The sequence below is a fragment of the Tropicimonas sp. genome, from assembly GCF_047971885.1.
Taxonomy (GTDB): domain Bacteria; phylum Pseudomonadota; class Alphaproteobacteria; order Rhodobacterales; family Rhodobacteraceae; genus Tropicimonas.
Genome location: NZ_JBKEAE010000019.1, coordinates 1 through 15,550 on the forward strand (window position 1 = coordinate 1; position 15,550 = coordinate 15,550).

Consider the following 15,550-nt stretch of genomic DNA (forward strand, 5'->3'; position numbering starts at 1 on the left):
TTTTTCGTTCCGCGCGGGTTGCACCCGCCATCAGGTTTGCCACTTAACGCCTCAAGTCTTCATCCGCACGAGGAAGCCCCGATGCTCCGCTTTCTGCCCAGACCTTTCCGCCATTCGGCCATCGTCGCCGCAACCCTCGCCATGGCGGCCGCCACGCTGCCCGCGCGGGCCGAACAGGTCGAGATTCTCAATGTCTCCTACGATATCGCGCGCGAGCTTTACGCCCGGATCAACCCGGCCTTCATCGCACAATGGAATGCCGAAACGGGCGACGATCTGACCGTCAACCAGAGCCATGCCGGATCGTCCAAGCAGGCGCGTGCCATCCTCCAGGGCCTTCAGGCCGATCTGGTCACCTTCAACCAGGTGACCGACGTGCAGGTGCTTGCCGATGCGGGCTTCGTCTCCGCGAACTGGCGTGACGAATTTCCCAACAACGCCTCCCCCTATTATTCGCTTCCCGCCTTCATGGTTCGCGGCGGCAATCCCAAGGGGATCGAGGACTGGGACGACCTGATCCGCGATGATGTGCAGATCGTCTTTCCCAATCCCAAGACCTCGGGCAACGGGCGCTATACCTATCTTGCCGCCTATGCCTATGCACTGGCCGGCAACAACGGCGACGACGAGGCGGCGCAGGCCTTTGTCGACAAGCTGCTGGCCAATGTCGCGGTGTTCGATACCGGCGGCCGCGGCGCCACCACGACCTTTGTCGAGCGTGGCATCGGCGACGTTCTCATCACTTTCGAGGCCGAGGTCGAGAATATCCGCAAGGCCGAGGCCGACGGCGCCTATGACCGGGTTGTGCCCTCGCTTTCGCTGCTGGCCGAGTTTCCCGTCGCCGTGGTCGACCGTATCGCGGACGCGCGCGGAACCGCCAATGTCGCACAGGGTTATCTCGAATTCCTCTACGGCAGCGAAGGTCAGGAAATTCTTGCCTCCTTCAACAATCGCGTCCATGACCCCGAAGTGGTCGCCGCCCATGCTGCCGATTTCCCAGAGGTCACGCTGGTGAAGGTCGAGGACGTGTTCGGCGGATGGGACAAGGCGATGGAAACCCATTTCGCGTCGGGCGGCGTACTCGACAGGCTCCTCGCGAACTGATACCGCGCCATTACATCCCAATGCGCGCCGCCGGGTCCATGGCGATCCGGCGGCGATCTGTCTTGTGGTCGTCCGATGCTCGCTGCACTATCCACGCGCCGCCGTTCCCCGCTTCCCGGTCTCGGGCTGACACTGGGCATCACCCTGCTGTTCGTCACCCTGATCGTGCTGCTGCCGCTGTTCGGGCTCGGCTGGCAATTTGCCCAGCTCGGTCTTGCCGATTACCTGCGCGTGATGGGCGATCCGCGCGTGCTGGCCTCGCTGCGGGTAACGATCGCCGCCGCCGCCGCCGCAACGGCGATCAATGCGGCGGGCGGGCTTTTGCTGGCATGGGTAATCTCCCGCTACCGCTTTGCCGGGCGCCGGCTGCTCGACGCGCTGATCGACCTGCCCTTCGCATTGCCGACATCGGTGGCCGGCATCGCGCTGGTCGCGCTCTATGCCGGGGATGGCTGGATCGGCAGGCTGCTCGCGCCGTTCGGGCTTGTACCTGCCTATACCTGGTGGGGGATCGTCATCGCCATGGCCTTTACCTCGATCCCGTTTGCGGTGCGCGCCATCCAGCCGCTGATCGAGGAACTCGACCCCGTGGAAGAGGCCGCCGCGCGCACGCTCGGCGCAGGCGACGGGCAGATCTTCACCCGCGTGATCCTGCCCCACCTGATGCCCGGCATCCTGACCGGCACGGGCCTGTCCTTCGTCCGCTCGCTGGGAGAGTTCGGCGCGGTGATCTTCATCGCCGGAAACCTGCCCTTCAAGACCGAAATCGCCTCGCTTCTCATCATGATCCGGCTCGACGAGTTCGATTACCCTGCCGCCGCCGCGATCGCCGGCACGATGCTCGGCCTGTCGCTGGTTCTGCTGGTTGCGATCAACGTCGCCCATACGCGGCTCTATCGCCGGTTCGAGCAGGGAGCCTGAGCGATGCCCGGCGGCGCCTCCCTGTCTTTTCGTCAACGCGCGCTGATCGGTCTTGCGGTGGCCTTTGCGCTGGTCGCGATCGCCGCCCCCGTCGCCGCGATCGTCGCCCGTGCTCTGGGGGACGGCACCGCCGCCTGGTGGGGCGCCATCACCGAGCCCGAAACGCTGCACGCGATCTGGATGACGGTGCTGACGGCGCTGATCGTACTGCCGATCAATATCGTCTTCGGCATCGCGGCGGCCTGGGCGATCGCCCGGTTCCGCTTTCCCGGCCGGCGCGCATTGCTCATCCTGATCGAGATCCCCTTTGCCGTCTCGCCGGTGATCGCGGGGCTCTGCTTCCTGCTGATCTATGGCGCCTACGGGCCGGTCGGCGCGCCGCTGATGCGCGAGGGCGTGCAACTGATGTTCAACCTGACCGGCATCGTGCTCGTCTCGCTATTCGTCACCTGCCCCTTCGTGATGCGCGAGGTGCTGCCGGTGCTCCAGGTAACCGGTGAAGACGAAGAGAAAGCCGCGCTGACGCTTGGCGCGAACGGCTGGCAGATTTTTCGCCACGTGACCTTTCCCAACATCCTGTGGGCGCTTCTGCACGGTGCAATCCTTGCCACGGCCCGCGCGATGGGCGAATTCGGCGCGGTCTCGGTCGTTTCGGGCGCGGTGCGCGGGCGCACCATGACGCTGCCGTTGCAGGTCGAGCTTCTCTATAACGATTACAACACGACCGGCGCCTTCGCCGCCGCAACGGTGCTGGCGTCGCTTGCGCTGGTCACGCTGGCGCTGCGCAGCGTGATCGCCACGGTACACCCCGAGGTCGGAGGCCAGCGATGAGTTTCGAGGTTCACGGCATTTCCAAGTCTTTCGGGGATCAGCAGGTCCTCGAAGACGTTTCGCTTTCGGTCGGAAAGGGCGAGTTCGTCGCCCTGCTCGGCCCGTCCGGATCGGGCAAGACGACGCTGCTCAACATCGTCGCGGGTCTCATTCCGCCGGACACCGGCCAGCTTGCCATCGACGGCGAGGACATTACCCGCCTGCCGGCGGGCGAGCGGCGCTTCGGCATGGTCTTTCAGTCCTACGCCCTTTTCCGCCACATGACGGTTGCCGACAACATCGGGTTCGGCCTCAGGGTCCTGCCGCGTGCGCGCCGCCCCGGCCGGGCTGCGCGGGCACGAAAGGTGGGCGAACTGCTCGACCTGATCGAGATGCCCGACCTCGACGACCGCTATCCAGCACAATTGTCCGGCGGTCAGCGCCAGCGCGTCGCCATGGCCCGCGCGCTGGCCATCGATCCCCGCCTTCTGCTGCTCGACGAGCCGTTTTCGGCGCTCGACGCCAAGGTGCGGCAATCATTGCGCGGCTCTGTGCGCCGGTTGCAGAAAAAGGTCGGCGTTTCGGCGATCCTCGTCACCCACGACCAGTCCGAGGCCTGGGCGCTGGCGGACAGGGTGGCGGTGATGAATCACGGCCGGATCGAGCAGTTCGACACTCCGCAGGCGCTCCGCAGCGCCCCGGCGACGTCTTTCGTGGCCGACTTCCTCGGTGTCGATGTGCTGGAGCGATAGGCGGCGCAACCGGATATCCCCGGTCTCGCGGGTTCCGGCGTCATTCGAGGTTGGTGTGCCGGCTTCGCATCTGCTCGGCACCGATCCCGAGCCTGTCGCGAAGCCTCAGTATCATGCATTCGAACAGGATGTTCTGTGCCGCCTCGTAGAGCGATCCCATCGGCAGCACCGAGGTGACCGCTCCCGTATCGTCGGCCATGGTCTGCGCCGGGATGACCAGCACCTGATCCGCCGATTGCGGGCAGGCGCCATCCGGCCGGGCGGTGACGCAGAGCGTTTTCGCACCTGCCGCAGCCGCGGTGCCCATCAACGCCGCCACGGTCGAGAAATTGCCCGGCCCGGCCGATACCAGCAGCAGATCTCCCGGCCCGACGGGCGGGGTCGTCATGTCGCCGACCACGGAAACGTCGAGCCCGAGATGAAATAGGCGCATTGCCAGCCCCCTCATCTGCAACCCTTCGCGGCCGACACCATGGACGGCGATCCGCCGGGCATCGGCGATTGTCGAAACCGCCCGGTCGACAGCATCGTCGTCGATCAGGTCGAAGACCCCGGCAAGTTCGTCGAGCGCTTCGCGATAGGCATTCATTGGCATCCTCCGTCATTGGCCGCGGGCAGGTTCCCCGCATGTGGTACCGGGTGAAAGAATCACTTGTATTCTGTAATTTACATCAGATACGTTCGGTTTTGCAGATGTGCCGCAGGACGTCTGGAGGAGACGCCCGCCCTCAGGGGCCGCATCCCAACAAGGAGGTAGACAATGAAGAAAGTTCCGCTCGCACTGCTGGCGGCTGCCGCCGTGGCGCTGCCCGCCATGGTCCCGGCTCAGGACATGCCCGGCATGACCAAGAAGGACAGCTATCGCTTTGTCGTCATACCCAAGGTCGTTCACCCGTGGTTCGATCTGGTGAACGACGGCGCCAAGCAGGCGGCCGCCGTCATCGAGGCGCAAACCGGCTCGAAGGTCCAGATCGACTACAGCGCGCCGCAGCAGGCCGATGTGGTTCAGCAGAACCAGATCATCGAAAGCTCGATCGCCACGCGCCCCGATGGCATCGCGATCGACCTTCTCGATGCCAGCGGCAACCGCGCCTCGCTGGAAGAGGCGCTGGGGCAGGGAATCCCCGTAACGATCTTCGATTCCGTCCCGCCCGAGGGGATGGACCTGACCTCGATCGGCAACGATTTCTGCGAGCAGGCCGAGATCGCGGCGCACAGGCTGGCGGAACTGCTCGGCGGGGAAGGCGAGGTCGCCATCATGATGGGCGTGCCGACGGCGCCGAACCATGCGATTCGCGCCGAATGCCACCAGAAGACCTTCGATTCCTATCCCGATATCACCGTGGTCGCGACCGGCATCGACAACGACAGCATCGAGACGGCACAGAAACAGGCCGCCGCGATCATGCAGGCCAATCCCAACCTCAAGGGATGGGTCGCCTGTGATGCAGCCGGCCCCATCGGCATCGGCCAGGCCATCCAGGAAGCCGGCAAGGTCGGCGAGGTGCTGCTGGTCGGGCTCGACAACCTGGCCGAAATGAAACAGCTCATCCGCGACGGCGTTGCGGACAGTTCGTCCTCCACCAAGCCCGAAATGCAGGGCTACTGGTCGGTAATGGCGATGTGGCAGCAGGCCGTCGGGATCGAGGCGCCCAAGTACTTCGACACCGGCATCGCCGTCCTGACCAGGGACAATGTCGGCGAATAGGGCATGACCGTCGCCCGCAGCGGCCGCCGATGCGGGTGCTGCGGGTCGGCGTGGCGGGCGGCCTTCCGATACCACCCGGGAACCCGGACACCGGCAATCAGCCGATATCGCGGAGATTCCGCCAACCATGGAGCAGCGGAATTATGGCTTTTCTTGAAGTCGAGAATCTGGGGCGCGACTTTCCCGGCGTGCGGGCGTTGAACGATGTCGCGCTGAAGCTCGAACTCGGGCGCGTCCACGTTCTGGCCGGCGAGAACGGCGCCGGAAAATCGACCCTTGTGAAGCTGATCACCGGAGCCTACAGCCCAAGTCGCGGCAGGGTCCTGATCGACGGGCAGGACGCGGCGGAACACCCGGAGCTTCATCGCTATGTCGCCTATGTGCCGCAGGAACTGAACCTCTTTCCCAACCTGTCGGTGGCCGAAAACCTGTTCATTCCCTACGAACGCTCCGGCGTTTCCGGCGGAATCGTCAGCAAGCGGCAACTCGAACGCATCGCGCAACCCTATCTCGACCGTTTCGCCATCTCGGCGCGGCCGGGCGACCTCGTCCGCAGGGTCTCCGTGCCGGAACAGCAACTGCTTCAGATCGCCCGGGCCTCGGTCAACAGGGACATGCGGGTGCTGATCCTCGACGAGCCGACCTCGTCTCTGACCTCGGCCGAAATCGACCGCGTGCTGAACATCATCCGGGATTTTCGCGACAGCGGCCATGCGATCATCTTCATCTCGCACAAGATCGACGAGGTGCTGGGTATCGGCGACGACTACACCGTCCTGCGCAACGGCGAGAAGGTTGCCGAAGGCCGGATCGCCGACATCACCGAGCGCGATCTCATCCGCGCCATGTCGGGCGCCGAACTGGCGCTCGACGAGCATTTCCGGCCGGATGCCGGCCCGACCGACGGGCCGCCCGAGCTGCTTCTTCAGGTCGAACACCTGACCGGCGACGCGTTCGCGGACGTTTCCTTCGAACTCCGGCGCGGCGAGATCCTGGGTTTCGCCGGGCTCATGGGGGCCGGACGGTCCGAGGTCATGCAGACGATCTTCGGCTATCTGAAGGGCAAATCCGGCACCGTGCACCTGAAGGGCGGGCCATTCCCGCTCGGCGATACCAGCCGGTCGGTCGCCGCCGGCCTGCTCTATCTCTCGGACGAACGCAAGCTGCACGGAATATTGCCGCAACTCAGCCTGCGCGAGAACATCGGGATCTCGATCCTGTCGCAGATCACCGGCCGGCTGGGCATCTCGCTGAGAGACGAGCGCCTTCGCGTCGCCGACATCATCCGGCTTTATGACATCAAGGCCGCCGGCATGGCACAGCAGATTTCGCACCTGTCGGGCGGAAACCAGCAGAAGGCGATCATCGGCCGCGCGATGGCGACCGATCCGGCGGTGCTGATCTTCGACGAGCCGACCAAGGGGATCGATGTGCGCACCAAGGCCGAGATCTACCGCATCATGAAATCGCTGGCGGAACGCGGCGTCGGGATCATCCTGGTTTCGTCCGAGATGGATGAACTGCGCAAATGCGCCAACCGTATCGTCACCATGTATTCCGGCAGGGTCACCGGAGTTTTCGACAACGCCAGTACCAGCAACGAAACGCTCGTCGGCGCGCTATTCGGATCGGAGAACACCAACAATGCAGCCTAGCTCGTTTACCGCGCTATTCCGGAATCAGCTTGCGGGCGTGTTCTTCGCGCTGATCGCGATTTTCGTCGTGTCGGCGGTCGTGTCGCCCTATTTCCTGACCTCCTACAACATGACGGTTGTCGCGCGGTCGCTGGCGTTTGTCGGGCTGATCACCATCGGCCAGTCCATGCTGATGATCCTGGGCGAGCTCGATCTTTCGCTCGGCGTCATCGGCGGGCTGTGCGGTGTCGTCACCGGAATGCTGATGGTCGACATGGGGCTCAACCCCTGGTTTTCGATGCTCTGCGGTCTGGGGCTCGGGGCGGCGCTGGGTTTTTTCAACGGGTTCATGGTCACGGCGCTGCAACTGCACTCGCTGGTGCTGACCATCGGTTCGGCGGGCATTTTCGGCGGCATCAACCTGGTTCTGACCAAGGGCGTGGCGATCACCAATATCCCCAAGGAAATCCAGTTTCTCGGGCGGGGCAACCTGCTCGGGGTGCCGGTGCCCTTCGTCATCATGCTGGTTGTCCTGCTGATCGCCTCCTTCGCCATCCTCAAGACACCCTTCGGCCGCTACATCTATGCCATCGGCGACAACAAGGCCGCCGCGCGCATGCTCGGGATCCGGGTGGACCGCATCCGCGTGCTCGTCTTCACCATCGCCGGGGCGCTGGCCGCGCTGGCCGGTCTGCTGATGGTGACGCGCCTTGGCACCGCGCAACCGTCGATCGGCGAAACCTGGGTGCTGCCGCCCATCGCCGCGTCGGTGATCGGCGGCGTCGCAACGACGGGCGGCGTCGGGACACCGGTCGGCGCGATATTCGGCGCGGCCATCATCGCGGTGATCGAGAACATCATCGTTCTCTTCGGCGTCTCTCCCTATTGGCAGGGCGTGGTGAGCGGTCTGATCGTCGTGCTGGCGATCTCGTTCGACTCGATCTCGCGGCGCTATTTCCGCAACAACGGCTAGCGGTGCAATTCCGGAGGACAAATCATGAAACTCGGGCTGAACCTTTCCTTTGCAATCAAGCGCTGGCTGGGAGGCGAGCGGCTGGCGGCAATGGTGGCCGGCGATCTGGATACGCGCTACGTGCAGTTCACCTGGGATCTGGTCGATCCCGGCTGGCCCGAGTTTCCGCGTGACGCGATCGCCCGCGACTACGCCCGCGCATTCGCCCGGGCGGGCGTCACCATCGAAAGCACCTTCGGCGGGCTGGCCTCCTATACCTACAACCACCTGCTCGCCCCCACGCCCGAGCTTCGCGAACTGGGCAGCGAACACCTGCGCCGTGCCATCGACATGACGGCGGCGATGGAGGTGCCCGCAACCGGCATGCCCTTCGGCTCCTACAGCGCCGACGACGCGATCGACCCGCTCCGACGCGAGGAAATCTACAAGGAGGCACTGGAGCGCTATGTTGCGCTTTCGCGCCACGCACGGGAACGCGGCCTGTCGATGCTGCTTGTCGAGCCGGTGCCACTGGCCACCGAGTTCCCGTCGTCGGCCGCGGACGCGCGGCGGATGATGTCCGACCTCGACGGCGCGACCGATGTGCCGGTGCGTCTGTGCGTCGACTGGGGGCATGCGCTTTTCTCGCCGCTTTTCGGCGCGGATGCCGACATGGACCACTGGATGCGCACCTGCGGAGAGAACGTCGCCGCCTTCCACATCCAGCAGACCGACGGTCTTTACGACCGGCACTGGAACTTCACCCGCGACGGCATCGTCACCCCGGCCGTTCTGGCCGACTTCTGGAAGCGCCACGACCTGACGGATCAGACCTTCTTTCTCGAAATCATCTATCCGTTCGAAGAACCCGACGCGGTGGTGCTGTCCGACATGAAAGCCGCGCTGGACCTGCTGCGCGCCGCCTGACCCGGGAGATCGCGCTAACGCCGCGCCACCTCTGCCCGACGGAACAAGATGCCGGAAAGATCGTTGTTCGGTAGTCACCTACGGTATTGACGAACGACTCGAACTCGCCTGCGAAAAGCGGCATCGAGCCCATTGTGACGGTAATCAACTGGCATGACCGAGGGCGGTGCCCGTCTGCCGGGTGGGCGCGCAGCGCTTGTGGTCTTCACTTCATGCCGGCCGCGAACCTCCAACGTTCGTGCGCGCGATGAGGTCTCAAGGCGCCCGCCCGAGGGGGCGGACGGGCGCCGCCCGGGCCGCTTGCGCGGCTGTTCCGGGCAAAGGGAGAACGGCAGCTTCGTCCGCACCACCGACATCGCGAACGGTCGGTTCTGTGGCTGTTGGCATGAACCGCCGGACGGATGTTCGGGTTCGACGCGGTCAATCCGGCGCGAGCATGTAGCCGGCACCACGCACGGTTTGCAGGTAGCGCGGCTGTTTCGGATCGGCCTCGATCTTGCGCCGCAGGCGGGTGATCTGCACGTCCACTGCGCGCTCCTGCGCCTGATCGCCGTCGCGGCCCAGATCCTCGACAAGCCGGGTACGGTTGATCGGCTCGCCCGGCCGGGCAGCGAAGAGCCGCATCAGCTGCGATTCGGTGGCCGTCAGCCGCACGGGTTCATCGCCGCGCCAAAGCTCCCCCTTCTCGACCTCGTAGCGGAACGGCCCGAGATAGAGCACCTTCGGCCCCGGCACGATCCGTTCCTCGGCCGGAATGCGCCGCAGGATGGCATTGATCCGCAACAGCAGTTCCTTGGGTTCGAAGGGCTTGGCCAGATAATCGTCGGCCCCGGCCTCCAGCCCGGCGATACGGTCGGCCGTCTCGCCGCGCGCGGTCAGCAGCAGGATCGGTGTCCGGAGCGTCCGGCGCAGGGCTGCGGTCAGCGCAATGCCGTCTTCGCCCGGCATCATCACGTCGAGCACGACAAGATCGAACTCCAGCCCGGCCAGCAGGCGCCGGGCGTGTGCCGCGTCGCGCGCCGTGCTGACCAGAAATCCGTGCCGGATCAGGAACCGCTGCAGCAGCGTCCGGATACGCTCGTCATCGTCGACGATGAGCAGATGCGCGACGACATCAGCCGCCCGGGAGGCCTCGTTCATTGGCCGCCCTCCGTAAGCTGCTGGTAGCGGAGCCGCATCTCGGGGTCCATCATCGCCTCGAGCACGGTGCGGAAACCGGCCACCGCACCGGGGCCGGCGCTGCGAAAGGCGTCGCGCACCCGCGCCTGTTGCACGTCGCTCAGCGCGCGCTCCAACTCGCGGCCGCTGTCGGTCAGGAAAAGATGCCGCTCGCGCTTGTCCCTGCTGCCCACGCGGCTTTCGACCAGCCCGTCGTCGATCAACGTCCTGAGTACCCGGTTGAGCGATTGCTTGGTCACCCCGAGTATCGCCAGCAGGTTGTTGACCGTCGTCCCGTGCGAGCGATGGATGAAATGGACGGCCCGGTGATGCGCCCGTCCGTAGCCGCGTTCCTCCAGTATCCGGTCGGGGTCGGAGGTGAATCCCTTGTAGGCGAAGAACATCGCCTCGATCCCCTTGCGCAACTGTTCGTCGGTCAGAAACAGCAGTGCCTCGCCCCGCTGCCCGCTGCTCGGTCCGTCCGGCATCTTCGGCCTCGTGTCGTCGTTCGTGCTTCACATTTTATGTCAGTCTTGTTGACATTGCTAGGGGTAACTGGTAGCTCCGATCAGAATTTACGCAACTTTGCGTCCGTTTTGGACATAATTTGCGCAACATGTGAAAACCGGATCAGGAGTGGATAAGATGGCGGCTGCGTATGACGATCGGGATGGCTTCATCTGGATGGACGGGGAACTTGTGCCGTGGCGTTCGGCCAATGTGCATATCCTGACCCATGCGCTGCATTACGCCTCGTCGGTGTTCGAGGGCGAGCGCTGCTACAACGGCAGGATCTTCAGGGGGGTCGATCATTCCGAGCGGCTGCAGCGCTCGGGTGAACTGCTCGACATGCCGATCCCCTATTCGGTCGAGGAGATCGAGAAGGCGAAATACGACATGCTGCGGGCGAATGGCTGGACCGATGCCTATGTCCGTGTCGTCGCCTTCCGCGCCGCCGGGCTCGACATGGGGGTCAGCGCCGCCCGCAACCCGATCCGCATGGCAGTGGCCGGCTGGGAATGGGGTGCCTATTACGGCGACGCCTAGATGAAGGGGGCGAAACTCGACATCGCGAAGTGGAAACGCCCCAGCCCCGAGACCATTCCCACCGCGGCCAAGGCCGCCGGGCTGTACATGATCTGCACCATGTCCAAGCACGCTGCCGAGGCGAGGGGATGTTCGGACGCGATGTTCTTCGATTATCGCGGCTATGTCGCCGAGGCGACGGGCGCCAATGTCTTCTTCGTCAGGGATGGCGAAGTGCACACGCCGCTGCCGGATTGCTTCCTGAACGGGTTCACCCGCCAGACCGTTATCGGCATGCTGCGCGAAAAGGGCATCACGGTACATGAACGGCACATCATGCCCGAGGAGATGGAGGGCTTCCAGCAATGCTGGCTCACCGGCACGGCGGCCGAGGTCACACCGGTCGGCCAGATCGGTAGCTACAACTTCGAAGTGGGTGCGCTGACGCGCGACATCGCCCAGTCCTACGAAAAGCTGGTACGGGCCTGACCGAGCGGCGCCCTTAACCGGATATTGGCGAAGCGGCGGCAGAATGGCGGCATGTCAGACGCCCGCCAGTCCCGGCCGCAACGCCAGTCCATATTGCTGATCCTGCTTGTTGCGGCCATCACCACACCGGCGGCGCTGGCGTTGGGCTGGTACCGGCTGACCGGCGATCCGACATTCCAGCCGCTTGCCCTCACGGTCGAACGGCTGGAAACAAGCGAGGGATATTCCGGCACGCCCAGGGCGAAGGCCCTGATCCGGGCCGGGGATACACCGCTGAGGCGGAGGCAGGCCGAGTTGCTGGAACGCCGGGTGCGCGCCGCCTTTGCGATGAAAAATGTCGAGATTGACATCCGGATCGCTACCGGATCGGGCGACGATCCTACCGCCATCACCTATTCGGTCGGACGAAATAGCTTCGGACCCTTCGGGGCAGAAGATGCGGCGCGCGGGGTTCACGACACGATGCAGGCGCTCTCGCTGGTAGGCGAACCCGCCCGGCCGGCACTTCGGCACAGATGGTGATACCCGCCATCCTTGCCCGTTTCCGCGCGGTCTGACCGCTCGCCGGCCGGGATCGGACTCGCCGGTATCGCGTCAGGCGGTATAGCCGCGGTCGATCCTCAGAAAGGCGTCGTTGCGCAGCGATGCGTTCCTCGTCCCCTTGGAGCGCCGCATCAGCGCCAGAACCGTAGGGTTGGACCCTTCGGGGGCGATTCTGCGTGTAACGCCGTTATAGGGCACAACCCGCGTCGATTTGCGGCGGCGTTCGCGATCCAGAATATGCTTGGACATGGCCTCCTCCTTCGGTCGTCCGGCGTCGGGATCCGCACTATAGCCCGATTCCGGCGATCCCGAAATGGCCGCCGCCGCCTCAATTTTAGGCAAGTCTGGCAATGGCCCAGCGGGCGGCGTCGGCAACGGCTGGATCCGCATCGGCGGCAAGGCGGCGGGCGACCGGCAGGAGCGAGGGATCGGCGGAATTTCCGATTGCGTAGAGCACGTTGCGCACGAACCGGTTGCGTCCGATGCGTTTTATCGGGCTGCCGGAAAAACGGGCGCGGAACCCGGTATCGTCCAGTGCTGCCAGTTCGGCCAGTGGCGGGGCGTTCAGATCGTCGCGCGCGGCATAGCGGATATCGCTCGCTGCGACGGCGAACTTGTTCCACGGGCAGGCGGCAAGGCAATCGTCGCAGCCGTAGATGCGGTTACCGAGCCTGTCGCGCAGCGCCTCATCAACCGGACCGTGATGCTCGATTGTCAGATAGGAGATGCAGCGCCGTGCATCCAGCCTGTAAGGCGCGGGAAAGGCGGCAGTCGGGCAGGCGTCGAGACAGGCCCGGCAGGAGCCGCAGTGATCGACCTCTGCCGTATCGGGTTCCAGTGCGAGCGTGGTGAAGACGGAGCCGATGAAGAACCAGTTGCCGAGGTTGCGGCTCACCAGATTGGTATGCTTGCCCTGCCAGCCAAGACCGGATGCCTGCCCCAGCGGCTTTTCGGCCACCGGGGCGGTATCGACAAAGACCTTCACCTCGCCGCCGGCTTCCGCGATCAGCCAGCGCGCCAGCCGTTTCAGGCGCTTCTTGACGATATCGTGATAGTCCCGGCCACGCGCGTAGACCGAAACCGCCCCGTGATCGCGGCGTGCCTGAAGCGCGCGCGGGTCGCTTTCGGGGCTGTAGCTTTCGGCCAGCACGATCACCGCGCGTGCCTCGGGCCAGAGCGCTTCCGGGTTGCCGCGCCAGACCATGCGTTCGGCCATCCAGCCCATCTGGCCATGATAATCCCGCGCGACGAATTCGCCCAGCCGGCCGGGAACATGCGGGATCGCGCCGGGCGTGCAGATCCGCATCGCGGCGAAGCCTTCGGCCCGCGCCTGTTCCTCCAGCCGTTGTTTCAGCCGCCTCATCGGGCCGCGCGCCGCTCAGAAATCGAGATCGGCATATTGCCGCGACGGCGGAAATCCGGGCACCTGATCGGCCAGAAGGCCGCGAAAGGCCGGGCGCGACTTGATCTTGGCATACCAGTCCTTGACATTCGGGCTGCGGTTCCAGTCGACATCGGAGATGTAATCCAGCGCCGAGACATGGGCCGCCGCCGCAAAATCCGCCAGGCTCATCGCGTCGCCGGCCAGCCAGCGCCGCTGGTCGAGCAGCCAGGACATGTAATCGAGGTGATACTTGATCGCCCGCGCGCCCGCCTTGACGTTCTGGCTCTCGGGATAGCCCTGCTTGGTGAGTTTCTTGTTCACCCGCTCGTAGAGCAGGTTCGCCGTGACCTCGCGGTGGAACTTGTCGTCGAACCAGCCGCACAGCCGGCGCACCTCATAGCGACCCTCGGGGTCGCGGGGGAAGAGTGGCGGCGCGGGGTATTTCTCTTCCAGATATTCGCAGATCGCCTGGCTTTCGGCCATGATCCGGTCGTTCATCCGCAACACCGGCACCTTGCCTGCGGGATTGCGGCGCAGGAAATCCGGGTCCTGCTCCCAGTATCGTTCCTCGACCAGTTCGACCTCGATCTTCTTTTCGGCCAGAACCAGCCTGACCTTCCGGCAAAAGGGCGAGAGGGGAACGTGGTAGAGCCTGTTCATTTGCAATTGCGTCTCTGCTCGGGAATTTTTCCCTGTTTCGCGCGATGCGCGCCGGTTTTCAATCCTCGAAACAATTCACCCGCCCGTCGGCGGCGATTGTCGCCGCCCCGTCCGAGATCGACGCGGCACGCCTGCGCAGCCACTGGCTCGGGTTGGCAGGGTTGCGCGTCTTTGGGTCGGGCAGGGCGGCGGCGATGCGCGATGCCTGGGTCTGGCTCAGCCCGACCGATCCGACGCCGAAATAATGCCGCGCCGCCGCCTCCATGCCGAAAACCCCCTCGCCCGTCTCGGCGACGTTCAGGTAGATCTCGAGTATCCGGCGTTTCGGCCAGGCGATTTCGACCACCGGGGTGATCAGCGCCTCCAGCGCCTTGCGCGGCCAGCTGCGCCCCTGCCAGAGGAAGACGTTCTTCACCGTCTGCTGTGTCAGGGTCGAGGCGCCACGGTTGGCGCCGGCGTCGATCGCGGTGCGGATCGCATCCATGTCGAAACCCCAGTGCAGGCAGAAGTTGGCATCCTCTGCCGCGACGACGGCACGTGGCGCGGCTTCGGACATGTAGTCGAGCGGGGTCCACTGCCGTTCGATCCGGCCCAGCCGGCGTTGTTCGGCCCACATGGTGTGGGTGATCGGCGGATCGACCCAGCGATAGAGGGCGATGAGCGCCATCAGCAGCACCACGGGCGCCAGAAGCAACCGCAAGATCCACCTGCGCGCGGATCGTGCGGTGACGGCGTTCGCCGTTTTCTTCGTCTGTTTGCTGCTCGTTCGTGCCACGCGCACCTCATGCCGCGCGCAATGCTGCCGCGTCAAGCCGCTTCGCGCGGCGCGCCCGCATCGAACGAATGCGGGCACGGCCGGGAAACGGCCCGGTACGAATACTCCGCCCGGGCCGCAAAAGCCGGTCCGGGTGGCCGTAAAGGCACCCGGAACCGGTCGGCGGATTACGACGCCGGAGGTGTGACCGCCGAAGCCTCGGGCGGCGTATGCGCTTCGATGGCGTCGCGCAGTTTCTTTTCGTCGTCGGCGCTGAGCGAGGTCTTGGTGATCTTGCCGCCCTTGTCGGCGAAGGGTTTGAGTTCGGCCACAACCTTGTCGGTGGTTGCGCTGCGCACCAGCACGAACAGGGCCGACTGGCTGCCCTGGAGCTTGTCGCCCAGATCGCGCATGAAGTTGTCGTCGATGCCGATATCGCTGAGCGCGCCGGAAATTGCCCCTGAACCGGCACCGACCGCCATGCCGAGCAGCGGGTTGAAGAACAGCATGCCGATCAGCAGTCCCCAGAACGAACCGCCGACAGCCCCCAGTGCGGTCAGGCTGGTGGACTGGTGCAGCTTGATCCTGCCGTTCTCGTTCCGGGTGACGACCACGGCGTCGTCCATGTCGATCAGGTATTCCTTCTGAAGTTTATAGAGTTCGGTGCGCAGCTCGAAAGCCGACGTTGCATCCGGAAAGGTCACCACTACCAGGTCAGACATTGATAC

At 64.8% G+C, this 15,550-nt stretch carries 17 protein-coding genes and 1 pseudogene; 10 read left to right on the plus strand and 8 right to left on the minus strand.

Annotated features, from left to right (window positions below):
- Window positions 1-81 precede the first annotated feature (81 nt).
- The 4 genes from cysP (at window position 82) to ACK5IR_RS01935 (ending at window position 3,587) form a co-directional block, all read left to right on the plus strand.
- Window positions 82-1,104 carry a thiosulfate ABC transporter substrate-binding protein CysP gene (cysP, locus tag ACK5IR_RS01920; RefSeq protein ID WP_416925356.1) on the plus strand — a complete coding sequence of 341 codons (1,023 nt, stop codon included), beginning with the start codon at window positions 82-84 and terminating at the stop codon, window positions 1,102-1,104.
- 75 nt (window positions 1,105-1,179) lie between these two features.
- Entirely contained in the window at window positions 1,180-2,025 is an 846-nt protein-coding gene (gene cysT / locus ACK5IR_RS01925) for a sulfate ABC transporter permease subunit CysT (RefSeq protein ID WP_416925358.1), read from the plus strand.
- A gap of 3 nt (window positions 2,026-2,028) precedes the next feature.
- A complete protein-coding gene (gene cysW, locus ACK5IR_RS01930; protein WP_416925360.1) occupies window positions 2,029-2,856 on the plus strand; it encodes a sulfate ABC transporter permease subunit CysW in 828 nt (275 codons plus the stop codon).
- Window positions 2,853-3,587, plus strand: coding sequence for an ABC transporter ATP-binding protein (locus tag ACK5IR_RS01935; RefSeq protein ID WP_416925362.1), 735 nt, complete (start codon window positions 2,853-2,855; stop codon window positions 3,585-3,587). Before cysW ends, ACK5IR_RS01935 begins: the two co-directional genes overlap by 4 nt.
- A gap of 40 nt (window positions 3,588-3,627) precedes the next feature.
- On the opposite strand, the gene ACK5IR_RS01940 is transcribed toward ACK5IR_RS01935, so the two are convergent.
- Complete coding sequence (locus ACK5IR_RS01940; protein ID WP_416925364.1) at window positions 3,628-4,176, minus strand: SIS domain-containing protein; 549 nt, start codon at window positions 4,174-4,176, stop codon at window positions 3,628-3,630.
- A gap of 171 nt (window positions 4,177-4,347) precedes the next feature.
- On the opposite strand from ACK5IR_RS01940, the gene ACK5IR_RS01945 reads away from it, so the two are divergent.
- From ACK5IR_RS01945 to ACK5IR_RS01960, 4 genes are all read left to right on the plus strand, one after another.
- On the plus strand, window positions 4,348-5,295 hold the full coding sequence (locus tag ACK5IR_RS01945; protein WP_416925366.1) for a substrate-binding domain-containing protein: 948 nt from the start codon (window positions 4,348-4,350) through the stop codon (window positions 5,293-5,295).
- 143 nt (window positions 5,296-5,438) lie between these two features.
- On the plus strand, window positions 5,439-6,950 hold the full coding sequence (locus tag ACK5IR_RS01950) for a sugar ABC transporter ATP-binding protein (RefSeq protein ID WP_416925368.1): 1,512 nt from the start codon (window positions 5,439-5,441) through the stop codon (window positions 6,948-6,950).
- Complete coding sequence (locus ACK5IR_RS01955; RefSeq protein WP_416925370.1) at window positions 6,940-7,902, plus strand: ABC transporter permease; 963 nt, start codon at window positions 6,940-6,942, stop codon at window positions 7,900-7,902. Before ACK5IR_RS01950 ends, ACK5IR_RS01955 begins: the two co-directional genes overlap by 11 nt.
- 24 nt (window positions 7,903-7,926) lie before the next feature.
- Window positions 7,927-8,808 (plus strand): sugar phosphate isomerase/epimerase family protein, encoded by an 882-nt coding sequence (locus tag ACK5IR_RS01960; RefSeq protein ID WP_416925372.1) that lies wholly within the window; start codon window positions 7,927-7,929, stop codon window positions 8,806-8,808.
- 420 nt (window positions 8,809-9,228) lie between these two features.
- On the opposite strand, the gene ACK5IR_RS01965 is transcribed toward ACK5IR_RS01960, so the two are convergent.
- Both ACK5IR_RS01965 and ACK5IR_RS01970 read right to left on the minus strand, forming a co-directional pair.
- Window positions 9,229-9,948, minus strand: a complete 720-nt coding sequence (locus ACK5IR_RS01965; RefSeq protein WP_416925374.1) for a response regulator — start codon at window positions 9,946-9,948, stop codon at window positions 9,229-9,231.
- Window positions 9,945-10,454, minus strand: coding sequence for a MarR family winged helix-turn-helix transcriptional regulator (locus tag ACK5IR_RS01970; protein ID WP_416925376.1), 510 nt, complete (start codon window positions 10,452-10,454; stop codon window positions 9,945-9,947). The genes ACK5IR_RS01965 and ACK5IR_RS01970 overlap by 4 nt, the downstream gene beginning before the upstream one ends.
- Window positions 10,455-10,611: 157 nt before the next feature.
- On the opposite strand from ACK5IR_RS01970, the pseudogene ACK5IR_RS01975 reads away from it, so the two are divergent.
- Together ACK5IR_RS01975 and ACK5IR_RS01980 are read left to right on the plus strand one after the other, a co-directional pair.
- Window positions 10,612-11,481: pseudogene (locus ACK5IR_RS01975) on the plus strand (branched-chain amino acid aminotransferase).
- Between the two features lie 51 nt (window positions 11,482-11,532).
- Complete coding sequence (locus ACK5IR_RS01980; RefSeq protein WP_416925378.1) at window positions 11,533-12,003, plus strand: hypothetical protein; 471 nt, start codon at window positions 11,533-11,535, stop codon at window positions 12,001-12,003.
- A 72-nt stretch (window positions 12,004-12,075) separates the two neighbouring features.
- On the opposite strand, the gene ACK5IR_RS01985 is transcribed toward ACK5IR_RS01980, so the two are convergent.
- The 5 genes from ACK5IR_RS01985 to ACK5IR_RS02005 form a co-directional block, all read right to left on the minus strand.
- Window positions 12,076-12,273 (minus strand): hypothetical protein, encoded by a 198-nt coding sequence (locus ACK5IR_RS01985; RefSeq protein ID WP_416925380.1) that lies wholly within the window; start codon window positions 12,271-12,273, stop codon window positions 12,076-12,078.
- Window positions 12,274-12,358: 85 nt separating this feature from the next.
- Complete coding sequence (gene queG, locus ACK5IR_RS01990) at window positions 12,359-13,387, minus strand: tRNA epoxyqueuosine(34) reductase QueG (protein ID WP_416925382.1); 1,029 nt, start codon at window positions 13,385-13,387, stop codon at window positions 12,359-12,361.
- 15 nt (window positions 13,388-13,402) lie between these two features.
- Entirely contained in the window at window positions 13,403-14,068 is a 666-nt protein-coding gene (locus ACK5IR_RS01995; RefSeq protein WP_416925384.1) for a glutathione S-transferase family protein, read from the minus strand.
- Between the two features lie 58 nt (window positions 14,069-14,126).
- On the minus strand, window positions 14,127-14,768 hold the full coding sequence (gene mtgA / locus ACK5IR_RS02000; RefSeq protein WP_416925386.1) for a monofunctional biosynthetic peptidoglycan transglycosylase: 642 nt from the start codon (window positions 14,766-14,768) through the stop codon (window positions 14,127-14,129).
- Between the two features lie 242 nt (window positions 14,769-15,010).
- Window positions 15,011-15,544: a DUF1269 domain-containing protein gene (locus tag ACK5IR_RS02005; protein WP_416925388.1), complete on the minus strand. Its 534-nt coding sequence runs from the start codon at window positions 15,542-15,544 to the stop codon at window positions 15,011-15,013.
- Window positions 15,545-15,550: the final 6 nt, after the last annotated feature.